The organism is Kitasatospora sp. NPDC001159 (assembly GCF_053598235.1).
Genome location: NZ_JBSFJV010000005.1, coordinates 65854 through 89323, shown reverse-complemented (window position 1 = coordinate 89323; position 23470 = coordinate 65854). Strand labels below are relative to the sequence as shown.

Below are 23470 nucleotides of genomic sequence, written 5' to 3'. Positions count from 1 at the left end.
CGTCCTACTCGGACTTGCCCTCTTCCGCCTTCTTGCGGTCCTGGGCCTCGCCCTCCTCGATGACCGCCTCGGCCACCGCCGCCATCGTCATCCGCCGGTCCATCGAGGTCTTCTGGATCCACCGGAACGCGGCCGGCTCGGTCAGCCCGAACTTCGTCTGCAGCACGCCCTTCGCCTGGTCCACCAGCTTCCGGGTCTCCAGCCGCTGGGTGAGATCCCCGATCTCCTTCTCCAGCGCCCGCATCTCGGTGTACCGCGACACCGCCATCTCAATGGCCGGAACGAGGTCCGACTTCGAGAACGGCTTCACGATGTACGCCATCGCACCCGCGTCCCGGGCCCGGTCCACCAGCTCCCGCTGCGAGAACGCGGTCAGCATCAGAACAGGAGCCAGGTGCTTCTCGTGGATCTGTTCAGCCGCGGAGAGCCCGTCCAGGACCGGCATCTTCACATCGAAGATCGCCAGATCCGGCTTCAGTTCCTCCACGAGCCGCACCGCCGTCGCCCCGTCCCCCGCTTCGCCGACGACGGTGTACCCCTCCTCTTCGAGCATCTCCTTCAGATCGAGGCGGATCAGCGCCTCGTCCTCGGCAATCACAATCCGGGTGATCTGGGGCGTATCGGTCTCAAGCGGCTGTGCCTGCTCGTCGGCGGTGCTCACGGGGCTCCTAGTTCCGGCGGGGTACTGCAGTAATTGAGGGTACCTAGCAGCGGCCGACCACACACAGCCGGTATGCTCTGTCAGGACTGGCCCCGCCGGGTTGGTGGAACGGCATACACGGATGTCTCAAACACATCTGCCCGAAAGGGCTTGCGGGTTCGAATCCCGCACCCGGCACCAGAATCTTCCTTGTATTCCCAGGTTGCAGGGAATTCACCTCATCTAGTGGACCACACCCAAAGCGTCCACCATCCGACTTGACTCGCCTCACTCTGGCGCACATGACGACTCTCTCCGTGCGCGAACAGGCTGTCCGTCTCCTCCGTCGAGGCATCAGCAATGCCGAGGTCGCCCGCCGCCTCCGCGTCCCGCAGGGCACGGTCTCCTGGTGGAAGCACCAGGACCTCGCCAAACGCAACGAGCTCCCCGGCCGTAAGCGCTCCGCGTGTATGCACTGCTACGACGACGAGCTGAACCGCCCCGCCTACGCCTACCTACTTGGCCTGTACCTCGGTGACGGCCACATCCTGCTGCCCAACGAGTACCGCAGGACCCAGAGCCTCCAGATCACCTGCGATGACAAGTGGCCGGGCATCATGGATTCCGTCGAACAGGCCATGCGCCAGGTCCTCCCCAACAACAAGCCTTGCCGGGTGCGGCGCACCGGATGCCACGACGTCAAGGTCTATTCGAACCATCTGACCTGCCACTTCCCCCAGCACGGCCCCGGCAAGAAGCACGAGCGCGCCATAGCCCTGGAGCCCTGGCAGCAGGAGATCGTCGATGCGCACCCGTGGGAGTTCCTGCGTGGCCTCATCCACTCCGACGGCTGCCGCATCACCAACTGGGCCACGAAGACCGTCGATGGTGTTGTCCGACGCTACGAGTACCCGCGTTACTTCTTTACCAACACGTCCACCGACATCACGCGCCTCTTCACCGCCGCCCTCGACGCCGTCGGCGTCCAGTGGAAGGCGTCGATCCCCCGTCCCACCGGCCAGGTCAATATCTCCATCGCCCGCAGGGACTCCGTGGCCCTCATGGACGCCCACATCGGCCCGAAGTACTAACGGCAGCACAGCGGTTCAGGTGTTCTCGGACTTCTCTTCCTCGTAGGCCGCGCCTGCGCCGGGGCGGTTCATGACCTGCTCGCGGAGGTCGCGCCAGAGTGCGGGCCTGTGGTCGCTCATCTCGGCAATTCCCTCCCGGGCAAGCAGTTGGGCGGCATCCCTCACACGAGGGATGCCGCCCGAGGCCCGGTCAGACGTCCAGCGTCCCCACGTGGTGGACGCGGACGAGGTTGGTGGAGCCTGCGAGGCCGGGCGGGGAGCCTGCCGTGATGACGACGATGTCGCCCTTCTGGCAGCGGCCCAGCGACAGCAGCGCCGCGTCGACCTGTTCGACCATCTGGTCCGTCGTCGGGGCGAACGGGCCGAGGAAGGTCTCGACGCCCCAGGTGAGGGCGAGTTGGCTCCGCACGGCCGGTTCGTAGGTGAAGGCGAGCACCGGGATCGGCGAGCGGTAGCGGGTCAGCCGACGGGCGGTGTCGCCGGACTGGGTGAACGCGATCAGGTACCTCGCGTGCAGGAAGTCGCCGATCTCGGCGGCCGCGCGGGCGACGGCGCCGCCCTGGGTCCGCGGCTTGCTGCCGGTGGTCAGCGGGGGGAGCCCTGCGGCCAGGATGTCGTTCTCGGCGGCCTCGATGATCCGGCTCATGGTCTTGACCGTCTCGACCGGGTACTTGCCGACCGAGGTCTCCCCGGAGAGCATCACGGCGTCCGTCCCGTCCAGGACGGCGTTGGCGACGTCGGAGGCCTCGGCGCGGGTGGGCCGGGAGGCGTTGATCATCGAGTCGAGCATCTGGGTCGCGACGATGACCGGCTTGGCGTTGCGTCTGGCGAGCTTGATGGCGCGCTTCTGGACGAGCGGGACCTGTTCGAGGGGCATCTCCACGCCCAGGTCCCCGCGGGCCACCATGATGCCGTCGAAGGCGTCCACGATGGAGTCCAGGTTCTCGACCGCCTGCGGCTTCTCGATCTTGGCGATGACCGGGACGTGCCGTCCCTCCTCGGCCATCACCCGGTGCACGTCCTCGATGTCGCGTCCGCTCCGCACGAAGGAGAGCGCGATCAGGTCGGCCCCGGTGCGCAGCGCCCATCGCAGGTCGGCGACGTCCTTGTCGCTGAGTGCGGGGACGGAGACGGCGACGCCGGGGAGGTTGAGGCCCTTGTGGTCGGAGACGAGCCCGCCCTCGATGACGAGGCATCGCACCCGGGGTCCGTCGACGGCGACGACCTCCAGGGTGACGCGTCCGTCGTCGACGAGGATGCGTTCGCCCCGGCTGACGTCGCCGGCGAGGCCGGCGTAGGTGGTGCCGCAGCTGTCCTTGTCCCCCACGACGCCCTTGTCGGTGGAGATGGTGAACTCGTCGCCGCGTTCGAGGAGTACCGGCCCTTGGGCGAAGGTGTCGAGCCGGATCTTCGGGCCTTGAAGGTCGACGAGGACGCCGACGCTCCGGCCGGTCTCGTCGGCGGCCTTGCGGACGCGGCGGTAGCGTTCCTCGTGTTCGGCGTGGGTGCCGTGGCTGAGGTTGAATCGGGCGACGTCCATCCCGGCGTCGACCAGGGACTTGATCCGGTCGTACGAGTCGGCGGCGGGCCCGAGGGTGCAGACGATTTTTGCTCGGCGCATACAGCTGAGGGTAGGCATTACCGGCGCGTAACCACGACGCGGGTCCGGACTGCTGGATGACCTTTGGGGTAAGGCGAGTTGAACAAACTGACACGTCCTCGGACCGGTGTGCGACGGCCGTACTGACACCCCCTCCGGGTCCTCCGCCGATGCGATTCCGTGAAACGGTGTTCACCCCTGGTTCACCGTCCCTTCCGTCCGCGCTCCCCGCCCGGCGGGACGCTCGTCACCCCCGGGTGACCACCCGGACGACGGAGCGGACGAGGGGGAGGCGCTCGGCATGAGACGCGCTCTGGGGGTGCTCGCGGCCTTGGTGCTGCTGGGCGGGGTGACGTACGCACTGATCCCGGACGACGGGACGGACCCGAAGAAGCTGGTCACGGTGACCGGGCTGATCGGTTCGGAGAAGCGCGCCTTCTTCGAAAGCCCGGAGGTGAAGGCCGAGTTGGCCAAGCAGGGCCTGGAAGTGCACACCGACTCGACCGGCTCCTGGACGATGAGCGAGCAGGCGAGGAACAGCTCCGGGCTGGACTTCGCGTTCCCGGCGAGCACCGCGCCGGCCCGCGAGATCCAGCGCAACTGGGGGCAGCAGGACTCCCCGCTGGTGCCGTTCTACTCGCCGCTGGTGGTGGTGGCGCACGCGCCGGTGGCGCAGATCCTCCAGGAGAACAAGCTGGCCGCCCAGGACGATCTGGGCGTCTGGACGTTCAAGATGGACGAGTACGTCAACGACCTGAAGGCGAACCGCAAGTGGCAGGACCTGGCGAAGACCGAGGGCCACGGCGAGCTCTCCGGCCCGATCTTCGTCACCACCACCGACCCGGAGAGCTCCTCCTCGGGTGCGCTGTACGTCGCGCTGCTGTCGTTCGTCCTGAACAACAACCTGGTGGTCTCCGACGACGCGGGCGTCGACGCCGCCCGGCCCGTCCTGCACCAGGCGACCGCGCTGCAGGGCGGCCAGAAGAGCAGCAGCGACGAGCCGTTCCGGGACTTCCTCGCGGGTGTCGGCAATCCGCTGATCTTCGGCTACGAGTCCCAGGTCGCCGCGATGGCGCTCCAGGGCCAGCCGACCGGGGACATGGTGGTGATGTACCCGGACACCACGGCCTACTCCGACCACACCGTCATCGCCCGCACCGAGAGCGGGCGGAAGCTGGCCGGCCTGCTCCAGAACGACGAGGTGCTGCGCGCCCTGGAGGTGAGGTTCGGCTTCCGCCCGCAGGCCAGTAGCGGCGCCTTCGCGGATCGGGTGAAGGACATCAGGCAGCCGGTCTTCGCCCAGGACCTGAACGCGGCGAAGGTGAAGCAGTCGCCCGTGCCGTCCCTGGACAACCTGCTCAAGCTGACCGCCGCGGCGAAGGGGAGTGCGAAGTGAACGTCCGGATGAAGCACCGCGGTTGGGCCGCGGCGGCGCTGGCGGCCGTGCTCGCGGCGGCCTCCGCCTGCACCTCCTCCAGCCCCGAGCCCGACCCGAACCCCAGCCCCACGCCCAACGGGACCGCCCGCCCCGGGGTGCTGCGCATCCTGGCGGGCAGTGAACTGCAGGACCTGACCCCGGTCCTGGACGAGGCCAGGAAGGCCACCGGGGTGACGGTGCAGTTCGCCTGGACCGGCACCCTGGACGGCGCGGACGCGGTCTCCTCGGGCCGGGCGGACGGCAAGTACGACGCCGTCTGGTTCCCGTCCAACCAGTACCTGCGCCTGGACCCGACCGGGAAGTCCAAGGTGCTCTCGGAGACCCCGGTGATGGTCTCCCCGGTGGCCGTCGGCGTGCGCTCCTCGGTGCTGAACGACCTCGGCTGGGGCGACGGTTCGAAGGTCACCTGGGCACAGATCGGCGACGCGGCCGCGGCCGGGAAGCTGTCGTACGGGATGTCCGACCCCTCGCGTTCCAACTCCGGCTTCTCCACCCTGGTCGCGGTGGCGGCCGCCTTCTCCGGCGCGGGGGCGGCGCTCACCGAGGAGGACGTGCAGAAGGCGACCCCGCAGCTTAAGCAGTTCTTCACCGGCCAGAAACTGACCTCCGGCTCCTCCGGCTGGCTGGCGCAGGCGTACACCAAGGCCGAGCCCGGCAAGGTCGGCGCGCTGGTCAACTACGAGTCGGTGCTGCTGTCGCTGAACAAGACGCTGCCGCCCGAGCAGCGGCTCACCGTGGTGCGCCCGCAGGACGGCGTGGTCTCGGCGGACTACCCGCTGTCGCTGCTGTCCTCGGCCGCGCAGAGCGAGCGCGATTCCTTCCAGAAGCTGACCTCCTACCTGCTGAAGCCGGAGGTGCAGCAGCGCATCTCCGAGGTGACGCTGCGCCGCCCGGTGACGGCGGGCACCGCCCCGGCGGCCGGGCTGCCCGCAGACCGCCGTCGCGAGCTGCCGTTCCCCGGCACCCGGGCGGTCGCGGACGGCCTGCTGGCCTCGTACCAGAACGAGCTGCGCCGCCCGTCGCGGACGGTGTACGTGCTGGACACCTCGGGTTCGATGGAGGGACCCCGGCTGACCTCGCTGAAGGCGGCGCTGAGCCGGCTGACCGGCACGGACGACACCCGCGGGGTGCGCCGCTTCCGGGACCGCGAGGAGGTGACACTGATCTCCTTCGCCTCCAGCGTGAAGTGGGCCAAGACGCACGCCGTCCCGGCCTCGGGCGGCCAGCCGGGCCCGCAGGCGGAGCTGGCGTCGATCAACGCGGACGTGCAGTCGCTGTCGGCGTCGGGCGGTACCGCGCTGTACGACTCGCTGGAGGAGGCGTACCGGGTGATCGAGCGTCAGCAGAAAGCGGCGAACGACGACCGGTTCACCTCGATCGTGCTGATGACCGACGGGGAGAGCAACGAGGGCGCCACGGACGGCGACTTCAGTCGCTTCCACGACGGGCTGCCGGCCGCGGAGAAGTCGATCCCGGTGTTCCCGATCAAGTTCGGCGAGGCGGCGGTCGGCCAGCTGCAGGGGGTCGCGGACATCAGCGGCGGCAAGCTGTTCGACGGCGGCGGCTCGCTGGACGGGGTGTTCGAGGAGATCCGTGGCTACCAGTGACGGGTTCGGCCGGCAGGCGCTGCGCTACCTGGAGTCGACCCGGAACCTGGTCGGCTGCGCGGGCGGGGCCGTCGGCCTGGGACTGCACTTCGCCGGGCTGGGCGGGGCGTGGTGGCCGGGCGTGGTGGCCGGGCTGTACGGGGTCGGCGCGCTGCTGACCCCGGGCCCGTCGGACCCGCCGCCCCCGCCGCCGCCACCCCCGCCGCCGCCGAGGCCCGAACTGGAGTCGCTCGCCGCCTACCTGGACGCGGTCCCGCTGCCCGCCTCCGCCGGGGTGGACGCCCTGCTGGCCGCGCTGCGCGGGGCCGGCCCCGGCCCGGTGGCGGAGCGGATCGTCCGGCACCGTCTGCCGGTCGCGGTGGACGGCTACCTGCGGGCGCGCACCTGGCTGCCCTGGGCGGGCCCGGATGCGCCGGACCCGGCGGCGGAGCTCGCGCGCGAGGTCAAGCAGCTCTCGTCCGAACTCGACTGAGACCGAGCCGGGTTCGGTTGGCCGGAAATCGACCATCCCGCCCCGATACCGCCCCCTTCTCCGCCCACCTCGGTCACGAACGAGTCGCCAAGATCTCACCTGTTGGAAACGTCGAAGGGCTATCCAGCGGCCCGGCCCGCACGGCAGACTTCTACGCGCGTTCCTCTACGCGCGTCCACCGCATCCGCGCACGCGCGCCACGCACGTCGCACGTAACCAAAGTTGACGGCCCATCGCCGTCGTCCCCACTCGGGAGAGTCGTTCATGTCCCTGAACCGCCGTGACTTCGTCACCCGGTCCGCAGCCACCGCCGCCGGCGCCGCCCTGGCCGGCGGAGCCGTCGTCGCCGCCGCCCCCGCCGCCGCGGCCGCCGAGCCGGACACGGCGGCCGCCAAGGGCAACAAGCACCAGCCCCGCCGCCAGGCCTTCACCGTCATGGGCACCACCGACCTGCACGGCCGGGTGCTCAACTGGGACTACTTCACCGACGCCGAGTACGTCGACAAGGCCCACAACGCGGTCGGCCTCGCCAAGATCTCCACCCTGGCCAACCAGGTGCGCGAGGAGAAGGGCTGGGACCGCTGCCTGCTGATCGACTCGGGTGACATCATCCAGGGCACCCAGCTGACCTACTACTACGCCCGGATCGAGCCGATCGCCACCGACGGCGACAACGTGCCGGACCACCCGATGGCCGTCGCCATGAACCTCATGGGCTACGACGCCGCCGCGCTCGGCAACCACGAGTTCAACTACGGCATCCCGACCGTGAAGGCCTTCGAGGACCAGCTGGAGTTCCCGCTGCTGGGCGCCAACGCGCTGCACGCGAAGAACGAGAAGCCGGCCTTCAAGCCGTACGTGATCAAGGAGGTGTGGCTGGACGAGGACACCCCGCTGAAGGTCGGCATCCTCGGCCTGACCAACCCGGGCATCGCGATCTGGGACAAGGCCAACGTCAGCGGCAAGATGGTCTTCCCGGGCATCGTGGAGACCGCCGCCAAGTACGTGCCCCGGATGAAGGCGGCCGGCGCGGACGTCATCGTCGTCTCCGCCCACTCCGGCATCGACGAGCCGACCACCTACGGCGACCAGCTGCCCTGGCCCGAGGACGCCTCCGGCGAGATGGCCGAGACGGTCCCGGACATCGACGCGGTGCTGGTGGGTCACACCCACAAGGAGGTCGCGCAGCGCCTCATCGTCAACAAGAAGACCGGCAAGACCGTCGTGCTCTCCGAGCCGCTGTGCTGGGGCCAGCGACTGAGCTGCTTCGACTTCGAGGTCGAGTTCGTCGACGGCCACTGGAAGGTCGCCTCGGTCTCCGCCCGGGTGCTGAACTCCAACACCGTGCCGGAGAACCCGGAGATCTCCAACGCCATCGTCGACCAGCACAAGAAGGTCGTGGCGTACGTCAACCAGAACATCGGCACCAGCAAGATCGAGCTGTCGATCGCCGAGGCCCGGTTCAAGGCCACCCCGATCATCGACCTGATCGGCAAGGTCCAGGCCGACGCCGTGAAGGCCGCGTTGGCGGGCGGGCAGTACGCCAACCTCCCGGTCCTGGCCCAGGCCGCCCCGTTCAACCGGACCGCGCTGATCCCGGCCGGCCAGGTCAAGCTGCGCGACGCCGCGGGCCTGTACATCTACGAGAACACCCTGGAGGCCCGCATCCTGACGGGCGCCCAGCTCAAGGACTACCTGGAGTTCTCGGCGAAGTTCTACTACCAGCTCGCCCCGGGCGCCCCGGTCGACAAGGACGCCATGACCGGCGCCGAGACCACCCCGGACTACAACTACGACTCGATCTACGGCCTGAGCTACGACATCGACATCGCGCAGCCCAAGGGCCAGCGGATCGTCAACCTCAGCTACCAGGGCAAGCCGATCGACCCGGCCGCGCAGTTCGTGCTCGCCGTCAACAACTACCGCGCCAACGGCGGCGGCAACTTCCCGCACGTCGCCAACGCCAAGGCGGTCTGGGCGAACTCCGACGAGATCCGCAACACGATGATCGCCTGGGTCAAGGCCAAGGGCGTCATCGACCCCGCCGACTTCTTCACTAACTCCTGGCGCCTGGTCCGCGCCGGCCAGCCGGTGTTCTAATCGCTCCTTTCCACGAAGGCCGTCTGCCCCCGCGCGGACGGCCTTCGTGCCGTTCTCGTTGGAAGGATGGAGCCATGAGCGAGTTCCAGATTCCCGAGGGCGACATCACCCTCTACTCGGATCTCTCCGACGGCGGCTACCACCAGCAGTGGCACGGCAAGTTCGGCGACCGCGTGCCGATCCCCGCCCCCTTCGACTTCGAGCTCGTCACCGACCGCCTCGTCCGCTACTCAGCCTGATCCACTCGCCCCGCGAGACGATCGGACATCCGGCGAAGACTTGAGGATATTCATCCGCTCTTCCGATCTCCCTACTGTTGAGCACGTCGAGAACGGCCCCACGGAGGGCCGGTGTTGAACCGGATGAGGGAGAGTTCGATGCGCGCGATCGTGCAGAAGGAGTTCGGCGGCCCCGAGGTCATGGAGCTGGCCGAGGTGGAGCGCCCCACGCCGCTGGGCGGCGAGGTGCTGGTGCGGGTGAAGGCCGCCGGGGTGAACCCGGTGGACGTGGCGGTGCGCGCGGGGGCGTTCCCGCTGCTGGGCGAGCCGCCGTTCACGGTGGGCTGGGACATCTCCGGCGTGGTCGAGGAGGCGCCGGCCGGCGGCCGGTTCCGGGTGGGCGACGAGGTGTACGGGATGCCGTTCTTCCCGCGCTCGGCCGGCGCCTACGCCGAGTACGTGGCCGTGCCGTCCCGCCAGCTGGCCCGCAAGCCCGCCACCCTGGACCACGCCCAGGCCGCCGCGCTGCCGCTGGCCGCGCTGACCGCCTGGCAGGGCCTGGTGGACGCGGCGGAGGTGGGCGAGGGCGACCGGGTGCTGATCCACCGCGCGGCCGGCGGCGTCGGCCACCTCGCCGTGCAGATCGCCAAGGCCCGTGGCGCGTACGTGATCGCCCTCGCCAGCGAGCCCAAGCACGCCTTCCTCAAGGAGATCGGCGCCGACGAGGTGATCGACTACCGGACCACCGACTACACCGAGGCGGTCCAGGACGTCGACGTCGTCTTCGACTCCTCCTCCGAGAACACCCGCGCCCTGAAGGTGCTCAAGCCGGGCGGCACCCTGGTCAGCATCATGGAGCACTGGGACCGCGAGCTCGCCGCCGCGATCGAGGCCGCAGGCCGCCGGTTCGCCGGCATCTTCGTGGAGCCCGACTACGCCTCGCTGGAGGCGATCGCCGCCCTGGTCGACGAGGGCCGGATCCGCCCACACATCGCCCGGGCGTTCCCGCTCGCGGAGGCCTCGAAGGCCCACGAGCTGGTCGCCTCCGGTACCGTCCAGGGCAAGGTCGTCCTCACCACGGACTGACCGTTGAGTGACGAGAACCCCGGGGGCGGACGATGGACATCCTGACCGAGGCACTGGGCTCGATGCGCACGGCGCACCCCGCGTCCGTGCGCACCGACGGCCGGGCGCCCTGGGCCCTGCGCCTGCCCCCGGTGGTCGGGGCCGGCTTCCACGTGGTGCTGTACGGCACCTGCTGGCTGGTCCCGGTGGACCCGGCCGTCGGCGGGGAGCCCGTCCCGCTCAGCCCCGGGGACGTGGTGTTCCTGCGGGACGGCCGCGGCCACGTCCTGGCCGACCACCCGGACACCCCGCCGGTGGACGCCGAGACCTGCCGGGTCGAGGGCGGTTCGCCGATCGGCACCCTGTCCTTGGGCGGCGACGGCGCCCGGACCAGCCTGCTGTGCGGCAACTACCACCTGGACCAGGGCCGCCCGCACCCGATGGTGCGCCAGCTGCCGGCCCTGATCCACCTGCCGACCTGGCACGGCCGCCACCCCGAACTGGCCGCCGCGGTCCAGCTGTTGGGTGCCGAGCTGGAGAACCCGCGGATCGGTTCGACCGGGATCGTCCCGGCGCTGATCGACTCGCTGCTGCTGTACATCCTGCGGGCCTGGTTCGAGGACCAGCCCGCCGCGACCGCCGCCGGCTGGGCCGCGGCGCTGCGGGACGCCGCCGTCGCGCCCGCACTGACGGCGATCCACGAGGCCCCGGCCGTCCCCTGGACGGTGGAGTCCCTCGCGGACCGGGCGGGCCTGTCCCGGGCCGCGTTCGCCCGCCGCTTCACCTCGATGGTGGGCGAGCCGCCGATGGCGTACCTGACCCGCTGGCGGATGACCACCGCCGCCCGGCTGCTGCGCGAGTCGGAGGCGCCGCTGACGGCGGTGGCCGCGCAGGCCGGGTACGGCTCGGAGTACGCCTTCGCGAAGGCCTTCAAGCGGGAGTTCGGCCAGGCTCCCGGCGGCTACCGCCGGGAGGCCCGCGCCGCGTGACCTCCCGGCGTTGGGTCTAGAACGGGAAGGGCGCCCGCCCGTGCTGCACCGAGATCCACTTCACCGTGGTGAAGGCGTCCACCGTGGACTCCCCGTTGAGCCGCCCGACCCCGGAGTTCTTCTCCCCGCCGAACGGCACCCCCGGCTCGTCCGCGATGGTCCCGCCGTTGACGTGGATCATGCCGGTGTCGATCCGCTGGGCGATCCGCACGCCGCGCTCGAGGTCCGCGGTGTGCACCGCGCCGCTGAGCCCGAAGGGCGTGTGGTTGGCCAGCCGGATCGCCTCGTCCTCGCCGTCGAAGGGCACCAACAGCACGACCGGGCCGAAGATCTCGCGCTGCAGGATGGGCGCGTCCTCGGCCAGGTCGGTGAGCACGGTCGGCGCCATCAGGCTGCCGGTGGTGGCGCCGCGCAGCAGCGCGGTGGCGCCGTCGGCGATGGCCTGGTCGACCTGGGCGCTGATCGCGTCGGCCTGGACGGAGTTGATCAGCGGGCCGATGTGGGTGGCCGGGTCCTTGGGGTCGCCGACGGTCAGCGAGGCGACCTTGGCGACGAACTTCTCGCTGAACTCGGCGAGCACGGCGCGGTCGACGAGCACCCGGTTGGCAGCCATGCAGACCTGGCCCTGGTGGACGAAGCGGCTGAACACGGCCGCGTCCACGGCGTAGTCGAGGTCGGCGTCGTCGAGCACGATCAGCGCGCTGTTGCCGCCGAGCTCCAGCACCGAGCGCTTGAAGTGCGCGGCGGCCACGGTGGCGACGTGCCGGCCGACCTGGTCGGAGCCGGTGAAGGAGATCACCTTGGGCACCGGGTGATCGATGAAGCTGTCGCCGATCTCCGCGATGTCGGTGATCACCACGTTCAGCAGGCCGGCCGGCAGGCCCGCGTCCTCGAAGATCCTGGCGATCAGGCTGCCGCCGACCACCGGGGTCTCCTGGTGCGGCTTGAGGACGACGCCGTTGCCGAGCGCGAGCGCCGGGGCGACGGCCTTGAGGGCGAGGAACAGCGGGAAGTTGAAGGGGCTGATCACGCCGACCACGCCGACCGGCAGCCGGTAGAGCCGGTTCTCCTTGCCCTGCGCGGGCGAAGGCAGCAGCCGGCCCTCCGCGGCCACCGACAGGTGCAGGCACTCGCGCAGCATGTCCTTGACGAGGGACAGCTCGAAGCCCGCCTTCAGCGCGGTGCCGCCGAGCTCGGCCGTGATCGCCCGGACGATCTCCCCCTCGCGCTCCTCCACCAGCCGCAGCGCGCGCTCGAAGACGAGCCGGCGCTGGTACGGGTTGGTGGCGGCCCAGCCGCGCTGGGCGCGCTCGGCGGCGCGGTAGGCCCGGTCGACCTCGGCGACGGTGGCGACGGTGATGGTGGCCAGTTTGTCGCCGGTGTAGGGGTCGACGTCGACGATGTCCCAGGAGCCGCTGCCGCTGCACCATTCGCCGTCGATGTACTGCAGCGCCAACTCGGAGAAGTACGACATCTGATCCCTCTCATGCCCGACCTGATGGGGCCTCATCGTACTGACGTATCACAGCTCTTGGCGTACGGAGTGCAAAAGGTCGCGGGTCTGTTCGGGGCCGAGGCTCTCGGCCAGCAGCCCCTCCATCGCCTGGCGGTACGAGGCCACCTCGGCGGGCTTGTCCACGTAGAGCGCGGTGGTGAACTGCTCCAGGTAGACCACGTCGGCGAGCTCGGTCTCGGCGAAGCCCAGCACGCTGAAGGCGCCGCCCTCGGCGGCCAGCCCGGCGGTGCCGAGCGGCAGCACCTGCAGCTGCACATGGGGCAGTTCGGCGACTTCCAGCAGCCGGTCGAGCTGGCCCCGCATCAGCCCGGGACCGCCCCAGGGGCGGCGCAGCGCCGCCTCGTCCAGGACGGCGAGCAGACGGGGCGCGTGCTCGGCGGTGAGCAGGTCCTGGCGCTTGAGCCGCACCTCGACCCGGCGCCCGATCTCCTCGTCCGAGACGCCGTGGCCCTGGCAGCCGGCGGTGATCACGGCGCGGGCGTAGTCGGCGGTCTGCAGCAGCCCGTGGACGAACTGGACCTCGTAGCTGCGGATTTCGGCGGCGGCTTCCTCCAGTCCCAGGTAGTTCTGGAACCAGGCGGGCAGCACGTCGCCGTACTCGTGCCACCAGGAGCTGGCGTTGGCGTCCCGGACCAGCCCGAGGACGGTCGCGCGTTCCTGCTCGGCCTCGACACCGTAGAGGGTCAGCAGGTCGGCGACGTCGCGCTCCTTGAAGCCGACCCGGCCGAGTTCCATCCGGCTGATCTTCGACTCGGAGGCGCGGATCGAGTAGCCGGCCTCCTCGCGACTGACGCCTCTGGCCTCGCGGAGCTTGCGCAGCTGGGTGCCGAGCAGCAGACGCCGAACGGTGGCGCCTCCGCCTGCCTGAGTCGTGCCCATCGAAGTCAACCTCCGCACTCGCGCAGCCCCCCGGCCGTCGGCGGCAGTCTGCCACCTGGCACCGACGAACAACAGCCCGTCCCGGGGCGCTTTCCGGCCGCTGTGCGAAGCCTGGGAGAACGCTGTGAACCAACCCTCGGTGCACGGACGAAAGGGCAGGTGGGAACGGTGGTAAGAACCGGGTGAGGGCTCGCGGGAAAGCGGGCGGGAAATTGCCCGGGAACGCCCGCGGTAAAGCGTGCGGGAACGCGACGGCGCCCGCCCTCCAACTGGTCGGGGAAGAGGGCAGGCGCCAGGAGACCGCGTTGGCCCGGCGACGCTGGCGGGGGCAGCGGGTTGAGCTCCCGGCGATGCGGCGCCGGGGGTTCAGGGGGCCGGTCGGACCGTCAGGACCGTCAGACCACCAGCGGGCGGTCCGTGGGTCGGATCGGGGCGGGAAGCGGGGTCTTGCCGCCCAGGTACTTGTCCACCGCGGCAGCGGCCGAGCGGCCCTCCGCGATGGCCCAGACGATCAGCGACTGGCCGCGGCCGGCGTCTCCGCAGACGTACACGCCATCGACATTGGTGGCGAACCGGCCGTCGCGGGCAATGTTACCGCGCGCGTCGAGGTCGACGCCGAGCTGCTCGACCAGACCGTTCTTCACGTCCGTCCCGGTGAAGCCCATGGCCAGGGTGACCAGCTGGGCGGGGAGGACCCGCTCGGTGCCCGGCACCGGCTCGAACCGGCCGTCCTTGAACTCGACCTCGACCAGGTGCAGTTCCTGGACGTTGCCGTCCTCGTCGCCGCTGAAGTGGGTGGTGTTCACGGAGTAGATCCGCTCGCCGCCCTCCTCGTGCGCGGAGGTGACCTTGTAGGTCATCGGCATGGTGGGCCACGGCTGGTGTCCGGGCCGCTCCTCGCCGGGCCGCGGCATGATCTCCAGCTGGGTCACCGACAGGGCGCCCTGCCGGTGGGCGGTGCCGACGCAGTCCGCGCCGGTGTCGCCGCCGCCGATCACGACCACGTGCTTGCCCTTGGCGCTGATCGGCGAGTCGACGAGGTCGCCCTCCTGCACCTTGTTGGCCAGCGGCAGGTACTCCATGGCCTGGTGGATGCCCTTGAGCTCGCGTCCGGGCACCGGCAGGTCGCGCGCCGTGGTGGCACCGGCGGCGACCACGACGGCGTCGAAGCGCTCGCGCAGCTGCTGCCCGGTGATGTCCTCGCCGACGTGCACGCCGGTGCGGAACCGGGTGCCCTCCGCCCGCATCTGCTCGATGCGGCGGTTGATGTGGCGCTTCTCCATCTTGAACTCGGGGATGCCGTAGCGCAGCAGGCCGCCGATGCGGTCGGCGCGCTCGTACACCACCACGGTGTGCCCGGCCCGGGTGAGCTGCTGGGCGACGGCCAGGCCGGCCGGGCCGGAGCCGACGACCGCGACCGTCTTGCCGGACAGGCGCTCCGGGACCTGCGGGGTGACCCCGCCGCGGTCCCAGGCCTTGTCGATGATGGTGACCTCGACGTTCTTGATGGTCACCGCGTCCTGGTTGATGCCGAGCACGCAGGCCGACTCGCAGGGCGCCGGGCACAGCCTCCCGGTGAACTCCGGGAAGTTGTTGGTGGCGTGCAGCCGCTCGATGGCGCCGGACCAGTCGTCCCGGTAGGCCAGGTCGTTCCACTCGGGGATGAGGTTCCCGAGCGGGCAGCCGTTGTGGCAGAACGGGATGCCGCAGTCCATGCAGCGGCCGGCCTGCTTGGTGATGATCGGCAGGAGGCTGCGCTCGACGTAGACCTCGTTCCAGTCCTTGATCCGGACGTCGACCGGGCGGCGCTCCGCCAGCTGCTTGGGCGTGGTCAGGAAGCCCTTGGGGTCAGCCATGTGCCGCCTCCATCATCTTGCGAGTGGTCTCGGCCTCGGAGAGGCCATCGCGCTCAGCGGCGTCCTTGGCCGCGAGCACGGCCTTGTAGTCGGTCGGCATGATCTTGGAGAAGCGGGAGACCCCGCTGCCCCAGTCGGCCAGGAGCTCGGCGGCGACGGTGGAGCCGGTCTCCTCGTAGTGCTGCTGCACGGTCTCGCGCAGCCACTCGCGGTCGTCGGCGGTGGGGGCCTCGATGCCCACCATGCCGTCGTTGACGTTGGCGGGGCGCAGGTCCAGGACGTACGCGATGCCGCCGGACATGCCCGCCGCGAGGTTGCGTCCGGTCTCGCCGAGGATGACGACCCGGCCGCCGGTCATGTACTCCAGGCCGTGGTCTCCCACGCCCTCGACGACCAGCGTGGCGCCGGAGTTGCGGACGGCGAAGCGCTCACCGGCCTTGCCGCGCAGGTGGATCCGGCCCGAGGTGGCGCCGTAGCCGATGGTGTTGCCGGCGATCACGTGGTTCTGCGCGTCGTTGCCGATGGCCGCGGCCTCGCGGGCGGGACGGACCACGAGGACGCCGCCGGAGAGGCCCTTGCCGACGTAGTCGTTGGCGTCGCCCTCCAGGCGCAGGGTGATGCCGCGCGGCACGAAGGCACCGAAGGACTGCCCGGCGGAGCCGGTGAAGGTGACGTCGATGGTCCCCTCCGGCAGGCCCTCGCCGCGGTACCGCTTGGTCACCTGGTGGCCGAGCATGGTGCCGACGGTGCGGTTGACGTTGCGGATCGGCAGCTGGATGCGGACGGTCTCGCCGCGCTCCAGGGCGTCCTCGGCCAGCTCGATCAGCTGGTTGTCCAGGGCCTTGTCCAGCGCGTGGTCCTGGGTGGTGGTGCGGTGCCGGGCGGCACCCTCGGGCAGCGCCGGCACGTGGAACAGCGGGGCCAGGTCGAGCCCGGCTGCCTTCCAGTGGTCGATCGCGGCCTGGGCGTTGATGTGCTCGGCGTGGCCGACGGCCTCCTCGATCGAGCGGAAGCCCAGCGAGGCCAGGATCTCCCGGACCTCCTCGGCGATGAACTCGAAGAAGTTGACCACGAATTCGGGCTTGCCGGAGAAGCGCTCGCGCAGCACCGGGTTCTGGGTGGCGACGCCGACCGGGCAGGTGTCCAGGTGGCAGACGCGCATCATGATGCAGCCGGAGACGACCAGCGGGGCGGTCGCGAAGCCGAACTCCTCGGCGCCGAGCAGCGCGGCGATCACCACGTCGCGGCCGGTCTTCAGCTGACCGTCGGTCTGGACGACGATGCGGTCGCGCAGTCCGTTCAGCAGCAGGGTCTGCTGGGTCTCGGCGAGGCCGAGCTCCCAGGGGCCGCCGGCGTGCTTCAGCGAGGTGAGCGGCGAGGCGCCGGTGCCGCCGTCGTGGCCGGAGACCAGGACCACGTCCGCGTGCGCCTTGGACACACCGGCCGCGACCGTGCCGACGCCGACCTCGGACACCAGCTTCACGTGGATGCGGGCCGCCGGGTTGGCGTTCTTGAGGTCGTGGATCAGCTGCGCCAGGTCCTCGATCGAGTAGATGTCGTGGTGCGGCGGCGGCGAGATCAGACCGACACCCGGGGTGGAGTGCCGGGTCCTGGCGACCCACGGGTAGACCTTGTGGCCGGGCAGCTGGCCGCCCTCGCCGGGCTTGGCGCCCTGGGCCATCTTGATCTGGATGTCGTCCGCGTTGACCAGGTACTCGGAGGTGACGCCGAAGCGGCCGGAGGCGACCTGCTTGATCGCCGAGCGGCGCTCGGGGTCATAGAGGCGGTCCGGGTCCTCGCCGCCCTCACCGGTGTTGGACTTGCCGCCGAGCCGGTTCATCGCGATGGCGAGGGTCTCGTGGGCCTCGCGGGAGATCGAGCCGTACGACATGGCGCCGGTGGAGAAGCGCTTGACGATCTCGGAGACCGGCTCGACCTCCTCGACCGGGATCGGCTCCCGGTCCAGGCCGTCCAGCCGGAACAGGCCGCGCAGCGTCATCAGGCGGGCGGACTGCTCGTTCACCCGGTCCGTGTACTGCTTGAAGATGTCGTACCGGCGGTTGCGGGTGGCGTGCTGCAGCCGGAAGACGGTGTCCGGGTCGAACAGGTGCGGCTCGCCCTCGCGGCGCCACTGGTACTCGCCGCCGATCTCCAGCGCGCGGTGCGCGGCCGGGATGCCGGAGGCCGGGTAGGCCTTGGCGTGCCGGGCGGCGGTCTCCTTGGCGATCTCGTCCAGGCCGATGCCGCCGAGCTTGGTGGTGGTGCCGGCGAAGTAGCCGTCGACCAGGTCCTGGGAGAGGCCGATGGCCTCGAAGACCTGGGCGCCGCGGTAGGAGGCGACGGTGGAGATGCCCATCTTGGACATCACCTTGAGCACGCCCTTGCCGAGCGCCTTGATCAGGTTCTTGATCGCCTTCTCGGCCTCGACGCCCTGGATGAAGACGTTCTGGGCGACGAGGTCCTCGACCGACTCCATGGCCAGGTACGGGTTGACCGCGCCGGCGCCGTAGCCGATCAGCAGTGCGACGTGGTGCACCTCGCGGACGTCACCGGCCTCGACCAGCAGCGACACCTGGGTGCGCTGCTTGGTGCGGATCAGGTGGTGGTGGATGGCGGAGGTGAGCAGCAGCGAGGGGATCGGGGCGTGCTCGGCGTCGGAGTGCCGGTCGGAGAGCACGATGATCCGGGCGCCGTCGGCGATCGCGGCGTCGGCCTCGGCGGCGATCTCGGCCAGCCGCGCGGCCAGGCCGTCGCCGCCGGTGGTGACCTTGTAGAGGCCGGACAGCGTGACGGCCTTGAGGCCGGGCTGGTCGCCGTCGGCGTTGATGTGGACCAGCTTGGCCAGCTCGTCGTTGTCGATCACCGGGAAGGTGATGCCGACCGAGCGGCAGGAGGCGGCTTCGGCGGCCAGCAGGTTGCCCTCGGGGCCGAGGTTGGACAGCAGCGAGGTGACGAGCTCCTCGCGGATGGCGTCCAGCGGCGGGTTGGTGACCTGCGCGAAGAGCTGCACGAAGTAGTCGAACAGCAGTCGCGGCTTCTCACTGAGCGCGGCGATCGGCGAGTCGGTGCCCATCGAGCCGAGCGCCTCGGCGCCGGTGCGGGCCATCGGCGCCAGGATGACGCGCAGCTCCTCCTCGGTGTAGCCGAAGGTCTGCTGGCGGCGGGTGACCGAGGCGTGGGTGTGCGCGATGTGCTCGCGCTCGGGCAGCTTGGCGAGCTGGATCTGCCCGGCGCTGACCCACTCCTGGTAGGGGTGCTCGGCGGCGAGGGCGGACTTGATCTCCTCGTCCTCGACGATGCGGCCCTCGACGGTGTCCACCAGGAACATCCGGCCGGGCTGCAGGCGGCCCTTCTTGGCCACCTTCTCCTGCTCGATGTCGAGCACGCCGACCTCGGAGGAGAGGACGACCAGGCCGTCCTCGGTGATCCAGTACCGGGCGGGGCGCAGGCCGTTGCGGTCGAGCACGGCGCCGATCTGGGTGCCGTCGGTGAAGGTGACGCAGGCCGGGCCGTCCCAGGGCTCCATCAGGTTGGAGTGGTACTGGTAGAACGCACGGCGGGCCGGGTCCATGGTGGCGTGGTTCTCCCACGCCTCCGGGATCATCATCAGCACCGAGTGCGGCAGCGAGCGGCCGCCGAGGTGGAGCAGCTCCAGGACCTCGTCGAAGGAGGCGGAGTCGGAGTGGTTCGGGGTGCAGACCGGGAAGATCCGCTCCAGCCCCTGCCCATTCTTGTTGGCGGGGATCAGGTCGGTGGCGAGCTGGGACTCACGGGCGCGCATCCAATTGCGGTTGCCCTTGACCGTGTTGATCTCGCCGTTGTGCGCGACGAAGCGGTACGGGTGGGCGAGCGGCCAGCTCGGGAAGGTGTTGGTGGAGAAGCGCGAGTGCACCAGGCCGATCGTGGACGCGTAGCTGCGGTCCGACAGGTCGGGGAAGAAGGGCTCCAGCTGGCCGGTGGTCAGCATGCCCTTGTAGACGAGGGTGCGGGCGGACAGCGACGGGAAGTAGACCCCGGCCTCGCGCTCGGCGCGCTTGCGGACCACGAAGGCGATCCGGTCCAGCTCGATGCCGGCCTTCTCGCCGTGCGAGATGAAGAGCTGGCGGAAGCGCGGCATCACGCTGCGCGCGGTGGCGCCGAGCAGGTCCGGGGTGACCGGGACGTCGCGCCAGCCGAGGACGGTCAGGCCCTCCTCGACGGCGATGGCCTCGATCTGCGCGGCGGCGGCCGCGGCGGCGTCGTCGGCGTCCGGCAGGAAGGCGATGCCGACGGCGTAGGAGCCGGCCGCCGGGAGGTCGAAGGAGACCTTGCCGCGCAGGAAGGCGTCCGGGATCTGGGTCAGGATGCCCGCACCGTCACCGGAGTCCGGCTCGGCGCCGGTGGCGCCGCGGTGCTCCAGGTTGCGCAGGACGGTCAGCGCCTGCTCGACGATGGTGTGGTCGGCGATGCCGGTCAGCGTGGCGACGAAACCGACGCCACAGGCATCGTGCTCGTTTCGCGGGTCGTACAGGCCCTGAGCAGCAGGTCGCGCATCCGGCACGAGCGCGTACGGCTGGCGGGCGGCGCCGGCCTGAGGCTCGTTGGCGGAGTGCATGGATGCAGACAGCATCGGCTCTCCCGTCGTCGTCTTTCGGCAAGTTGGTGCAAGTAGGGACGACGTTGGCCCTGATGCGATGGTGCGGGTTCGTGCAAGTTACATGATGCCCAGGATCCCGAGAAGCGGAATATCCCGTCCACATGGCGGACGGATGCGCAGGTCAGGGGCGTGGAAGAGAGGACGTGCCACAGCGCACGTCCTCTCGATTGTGCCCAACCACCCACGGCCCGAAACAGGGGCGAAACCGGATCGCCACACAAGCCGATCATGAGTGCCTGCGAATCCAACCCGGGAGCCCGGTCCGCGGATGCGAATCCGCGGCTCCGAGGCCCGGATGATGAGACTATGCCGGGCTCCGCGAGAGGCCCATGTGTGAAACGTCACGCATTGCCCGGCATAGTCATGCACGGCTCCTCGCCCGTTCTCCCCCGGGCTCCCCCTCCGGTTCGGGGCGGGGGTCATCCCACGTGCCCGCCGATCAGCCAGCCGAGCAGGTACGTCACCCCGGCCGCGGCGCCGCCGAGCACCAGCTGTCGCAGTCCGCTGAACCACCAGCTGCGCGCCGTCACCCTGGCCACCACCGCACCGCAGGCGAACAGGCCGATCGCGGCGAGCGCCAGCGCGGGCAGCAGCGTGGTCGCCCCCAGCAGGTACGGCAGCAGCGGCAGCAGCGCGCCGAGCGCGAAGCACAGGAACGACGAGCCGGCCGCGACCAGCGGCGAGGGCAGGTCGTGGGGGTCGATGCCCAGCTCCTCGCGGGCGTGGATCTCCAGCGCCAGCTCCGGGTCGCGGGACAGCTGCCGGGCCACCTCGTGGGCGAGCTCCGGGTCCACCCCGCGCGAGATGTACAGCTGCGCCAGCTCGGCCAGCTCTCCGTGCGGGTTGCGGCTCAGCTCCAGCCGCTCGGCCTCGATCTCGGCCTGCACCAGCTCCCGCTGCGAGGCCACCGAGGTGTACTCCCCCGCCGCCATCGAGCAGGCACCGGCCGCAAGGCCCGCCAGCCCGGTCAGGATCACCGTGCCGTTGGACGCCGCCCCGCCGACCACACCGGTCATCAGCGCGAAGTTGGACACCAGGCCGTCCACGGCACCGAACACCGCGGGCCGCAGCCAGCCGCCGTTGACGTCCCGGTGGTGGTCCGCCGCGGGTATCCGCGGGTGGTGGGCCGGCTCGGCTTCCAGGGTGGTCGCAGTCACGGTTCTTCCCCTCAGTCTTTGTTCGTCGCCTCGACCGTAGCCCGCGTGACCTGGGAACTTCCAGCAAAGTAAGGCTGTCCGAACAGCACTGAGGCCACCCTTCGCAAGCCTCGCGAAGGGTGGCCTCAGTCACGGGGAAGCCCCTGGTCAGATCGGGTTCTTGGCGTCCTCGCCGGTCTTCTCGGCGACCGCGGCGGCCGGTTCGGCGGCCGCGTTCTTGTCCAGCGGTCGGGACGGCTTCTTCTCAGCCGGCTTCACCTCGGCCGTCTTCTCGGCCGTCTTGCCGCCCGTCTTGCCCTCGGCCTCGTCCGCCGCCTCGTGCGCCGCCGGGTCGATGCTCGCCGGGTCCTCACGGCCCGGCCGCGTCCTGCCGACGATCACGAAGTACGCCACGGCGCCGATGAACACCACGATCGAGGTCCAGTCGTTCAGCCGCAGGCCGAAGTAGACGTGCGCCTCGTCGATCCGCAGCCACTCGGTCCAGAACCGGCCCACCGTGTACGCGGCCACGTACAGCGCGAACGCCCGGCCGTGGCCCAGCCTGAACCGGCGGTCCGCCCAGATCACGAGCAGCGCGACGGCCACGTCCCACAGCGACTCGTACAGGAAGGTCGGGTGGTAGACCCCGCTCACGGCCTCGCCGTCGGGCAGGGTCTTGTGGATCTCCAGGCCCCACGGCAGCGTGGTCGCCCGGCCGTACAGCTCCTGGTTGAAGTAGTTGCCCCAGCGGCCCAGCGCCTGCGCGAGGGCGATGCCCGGCGCGATGGCGTCGGCGTACGCGGGCAGCGGCACGCCCCGGCGGCGGCAGCCGATCCAGGCGCCGACCGCGCCCAGCGCGACCGCGCCCCAGATCCCGAGGCCGCCCTCCCAGATCTTGAGGGCGTTCCAGGGGTTCTTCCCCTCGGCGAAGTACAGCTGGTGGTCGGTGATCACGTGGTAGAGCCGGCCGCCGACCAGGCCGAACGGCACGGCCCAGACGGCGATGTCGCCGACGGTGTGCTTGGCACCGCCCCGGGCGACCCAGCGCTTGCTGCCGAGCCAGACGGCAACGACGACACCGAGGATGATGCAGAAGGCGTAGGCGCGCAGCGGGATCGGTCCGAGGTAGAGGACGCCCCGCGACGGGCTGGGAATGTAGGCGATATCCATGGCAGTTCCGACGCTACAGGGTCTGGCGCCCAGGTCGGACACCCCTGGGGTCACAGAAATCGAACAACGGACGCCGCCGCCGCCTCCGGACGGGGAGGGGGGCGGCGGCGCGGCCAAGGGGCCTGTCTTCGAACTCCCGCCTGCGGGACGACGCGAGTTCGAGGACAGGCCCAGGCTCAGCCCGCGGCGGGAGACGGGTTGTTGGCCTCCGAAGCAGCACTGGTCGGCGCCGGGGTCTGCCCGTGCGAGCCCGCCGTGCCCGGCTGCTTGCCCTGGTTCGCGGCGTCCACCCACTTCACCAGGTTCGCCGGGGTGATCTCCTCGTCGCCGTTCTTCGGGTAGATCGGCTGGCCGTTGAGCAGCACGGTCGGGGTGGATTTGTAGCTGGACTTGTCGAAGTCCTGCTGCACCGAGGACACCCAGCCGCCGTACTTGCCGTCGTTGACGCAGGCCTGGAACCCGGGCGTGTCCAGACCGCTGACCTGCTTGGAGAGGTTGAGCAGGACCGCCTTGTTGCCGAAGGCGTCGTTGGTCTCGTCCGGCTGGTTGCGGTACAGCACGTCGTGGAAGTCCCGGAAGTGCCCGGCGTCCTGGGCGCAGGCCAGCACGTTGGCGCCGGTCTTGGAGCCCTTGCCCGGTACGGCCCGGTCGATGAACGACACGATGTGGTAGTTGGTGTAGATCTTCCCGGCGTCCTCCAACTGGTCGACGGTCGCCGAGAACTCCCGCTCGAAGATGCCGCAGGCGGGGCAGCGCGGGTCCTCGTAGACGGTGAGGACGGAGGGCGCGTTGCCCGCGCCGACCGGGATGACCAGATTCTTGTCGCCGATGGTGCCGGCCGGGGCGGCGGTCGGGGTCTCGGGCTTGGAGCGCTCGTTCTGCACCACGACGCCGGTGATCACGGCGGCGGCGATCACCGCCAGCACGGCCCCGCCCACCATCAGCTTCTTCTTGCGTTTGGAGGAGGCCCGATCGGCCGCCCGCTGCGCCTGCATCCGCTCGCGGGCGGTGCGCTTGCCTTCTCGGTTCTTCTCGCTCATTGCCTTGACATCCACGG

17 protein-coding genes and 1 tRNA gene are annotated in these 23470 nt (G+C 70.4%); 9 read left to right on the top strand and 9 right to left on the bottom strand.

What is annotated here, in order from left to right:
* Positions 1–4: 4 nt before the first annotated feature.
* Positions 5–661, bottom strand: coding sequence for an ANTAR domain-containing response regulator (locus ACWC9T_RS04600; RefSeq protein WP_449819575.1), 657 nt, complete (start codon positions 659–661; stop codon positions 5–7).
* 94 nt (positions 662–755) lie between these two features.
* Between ACWC9T_RS04600 and ACWC9T_RS04595 the strand changes: the two genes are divergently transcribed.
* Together ACWC9T_RS04595 and ACWC9T_RS04590 are read left to right on the top strand one after the other, a co-directional pair.
* Positions 756–841: transfer RNA gene (locus ACWC9T_RS04595), tRNA-Leu, on the top strand.
* A 101-nt stretch (positions 842–942) separates the two neighbouring features.
* Positions 943–1731 carry a helix-turn-helix domain-containing protein gene (locus ACWC9T_RS04590; protein ID WP_449819574.1) on the top strand — a complete coding sequence of 263 codons (789 nt, stop codon included), beginning with the start codon at positions 943–945 and terminating at the stop codon, positions 1729–1731.
* A gap of 190 nt (positions 1732–1921) precedes the next feature.
* Here the strand turns inward: ACWC9T_RS04590 and pyk are convergent, their stop codons facing one another.
* Positions 1922–3352, bottom strand: coding sequence for a pyruvate kinase (gene pyk, locus ACWC9T_RS04585; RefSeq protein WP_449819573.1), 1431 nt, complete (start codon positions 3350–3352; stop codon positions 1922–1924).
* Positions 3353–3632: 280 nt separating this feature from the next.
* On the opposite strand from pyk, the gene ACWC9T_RS04580 reads away from it, so the two are divergent.
* From ACWC9T_RS04580 to ACWC9T_RS04550, 7 genes are all read left to right on the top strand, one after another.
* The gene (locus ACWC9T_RS04580; RefSeq protein ID WP_449819572.1) at positions 3633–4727 is read left to right on the top strand and encodes a substrate-binding domain-containing protein; all 1095 of its coding nucleotides are present in this window, start codon (positions 3633–3635) and stop codon (positions 4725–4727) included.
* Entirely contained in the window at positions 4724–6376 is a 1653-nt protein-coding gene (locus ACWC9T_RS04575; RefSeq protein ID WP_449819571.1) for an extracellular solute-binding protein, read from the top strand. Before ACWC9T_RS04580 ends, ACWC9T_RS04575 begins: the two co-directional genes overlap by 4 nt.
* The gene (locus ACWC9T_RS04570) at positions 6363–6848 is read left to right on the top strand and encodes a hypothetical protein (RefSeq protein ID WP_449819570.1); all 486 of its coding nucleotides are present in this window, start codon (positions 6363–6365) and stop codon (positions 6846–6848) included. The genes ACWC9T_RS04575 and ACWC9T_RS04570 overlap by 14 nt, the downstream gene beginning before the upstream one ends.
* A 264-nt stretch (positions 6849–7112) precedes the next feature.
* Entirely contained in the window at positions 7113–8948 is a 1836-nt protein-coding gene (locus tag ACWC9T_RS04565; RefSeq protein ID WP_449819569.1) for a bifunctional metallophosphatase/5'-nucleotidase, read from the top strand.
* A gap of 74 nt (positions 8949–9022) precedes the next feature.
* On the top strand, positions 9023–9187 hold the full coding sequence (locus ACWC9T_RS04560; RefSeq protein WP_449819568.1) for a hypothetical protein: 165 nt from the start codon (positions 9023–9025) through the stop codon (positions 9185–9187).
* Positions 9188–9325: 138 nt separating this feature from the next.
* Positions 9326–10252: an NADP-dependent oxidoreductase gene (locus ACWC9T_RS04555; protein ID WP_449819567.1), complete on the top strand. Its 927-nt coding sequence runs from the start codon at positions 9326–9328 to the stop codon at positions 10250–10252.
* 32 nt (positions 10253–10284) lie between these two features.
* The gene (locus ACWC9T_RS04550; protein ID WP_449819566.1) at positions 10285–11220 is read left to right on the top strand and encodes an AraC family transcriptional regulator; all 936 of its coding nucleotides are present in this window, start codon (positions 10285–10287) and stop codon (positions 11218–11220) included.
* Positions 11221–11236: 16 nt separating this feature from the next.
* Here ACWC9T_RS04550 and ACWC9T_RS04545 read toward each other — a convergent pair whose 3' ends face one another.
* From ACWC9T_RS04545 to ACWC9T_RS04515, 7 genes are all read right to left on the bottom strand, one after another.
* Positions 11237–12694 (bottom strand): aldehyde dehydrogenase family protein, encoded by a 1458-nt coding sequence (locus ACWC9T_RS04545; protein WP_449819565.1) that lies wholly within the window; start codon positions 12692–12694, stop codon positions 11237–11239.
* Between the two features lie 48 nt (positions 12695–12742).
* Positions 12743–13615, bottom strand: a complete 873-nt coding sequence (locus ACWC9T_RS04540; RefSeq protein WP_449819564.1) for a helix-turn-helix domain-containing protein — start codon at positions 13613–13615, stop codon at positions 12743–12745.
* 395 nt (positions 13616–14010) lie between these two features.
* The gene (locus ACWC9T_RS04535) at positions 14011–15471 is read right to left on the bottom strand and encodes a glutamate synthase subunit beta (RefSeq protein ID WP_449819563.1); all 1461 of its coding nucleotides are present in this window, start codon (positions 15469–15471) and stop codon (positions 14011–14013) included.
* Complete coding sequence (gene gltB / locus ACWC9T_RS04530) at positions 15464–20065, bottom strand: glutamate synthase large subunit (protein ID WP_449819643.1); 4602 nt, start codon at positions 20063–20065, stop codon at positions 15464–15466. The genes ACWC9T_RS04535 and gltB overlap by 8 nt, the downstream gene beginning before the upstream one ends.
* 461 nt (positions 20066–20526) lie before the next feature.
* Entirely contained in the window at positions 20527–21249 is a 723-nt protein-coding gene (locus tag ACWC9T_RS04525) for a VIT1/CCC1 transporter family protein (protein ID WP_449819642.1), read from the bottom strand.
* A 162-nt stretch (positions 21250–21411) separates the two neighbouring features.
* On the bottom strand, positions 21412–22413 hold the full coding sequence (gene lgt / locus ACWC9T_RS04520) for a prolipoprotein diacylglyceryl transferase (protein ID WP_449819562.1): 1002 nt from the start codon (positions 22411–22413) through the stop codon (positions 21412–21414).
* Positions 22414–22589: 176 nt separating this feature from the next.
* Positions 22590–23453 (bottom strand): DsbA family protein, encoded by an 864-nt coding sequence (locus ACWC9T_RS04515; RefSeq protein ID WP_449819561.1) that lies wholly within the window; start codon positions 23451–23453, stop codon positions 22590–22592.
* Between the last annotated feature and the right edge of the window lie 17 nt (positions 23454–23470).

Excerpts from the sequence above, each read along its gene's own strand:
- lgt (WP_449819562.1), bottom strand. The coding sequence starts at position 22,413 with ATGGATATCGCCTACATTCCCAGCCCGTCGCGGGGCGTCCTCTACCTC.
- ACWC9T_RS04555 (WP_449819567.1), top strand. The coding sequence starts at position 9,326 with ATGCGCGCGATCGTGCAGAAGGAGTTCGGCGGCCCCGAGGTCATGGAG.
- ACWC9T_RS04580 (WP_449819572.1), top strand. The coding sequence starts at position 3,633 with ATGAGACGCGCTCTGGGGGTGCTCGCGGCCTTGGTGCTGCTGGGCGGG.
- ACWC9T_RS04535 (WP_449819563.1), bottom strand. The coding sequence starts at position 15,471 with ATGGCTGACCCCAAGGGCTTCCTGACCACGCCCAAGCAGCTGGCGGAG.
- ACWC9T_RS04540 (WP_449819564.1), bottom strand. The coding sequence starts at position 13,615 with ATGGGCACGACTCAGGCAGGCGGAGGCGCCACCGTTCGGCGTCTGCTG.
- ACWC9T_RS04560 (WP_449819568.1), top strand. The coding sequence starts at position 9,023 with ATGAGCGAGTTCCAGATTCCCGAGGGCGACATCACCCTCTACTCGGAT.
- ACWC9T_RS04590 (WP_449819574.1), top strand. The coding sequence starts at position 943 with ATGACGACTCTCTCCGTGCGCGAACAGGCTGTCCGTCTCCTCCGTCGA.
- ACWC9T_RS04515 (WP_449819561.1), bottom strand. The coding sequence starts at position 23,453 with ATGAGCGAGAAGAACCGAGAAGGCAAGCGCACCGCCCGCGAGCGGATG.
- ACWC9T_RS04545 (WP_449819565.1), bottom strand. The coding sequence starts at position 12,694 with ATGTCGTACTTCTCCGAGTTGGCGCTGCAGTACATCGACGGCGAATGG.
- pyk (WP_449819573.1), bottom strand. The coding sequence starts at position 3,352 with ATGCGCCGAGCAAAAATCGTCTGCACCCTCGGGCCCGCCGCCGACTCG.
- ACWC9T_RS04565 (WP_449819569.1), top strand. The coding sequence starts at position 7,113 with ATGTCCCTGAACCGCCGTGACTTCGTCACCCGGTCCGCAGCCACCGCC.
- gltB (WP_449819643.1), bottom strand. The coding sequence starts at position 20,065 with ATGCACTCCGCCAACGAGCCTCAGGCCGGCGCCGCCCGCCAGCCGTAC.
- ACWC9T_RS04550 (WP_449819566.1), top strand. The coding sequence starts at position 10,285 with ATGGACATCCTGACCGAGGCACTGGGCTCGATGCGCACGGCGCACCCC.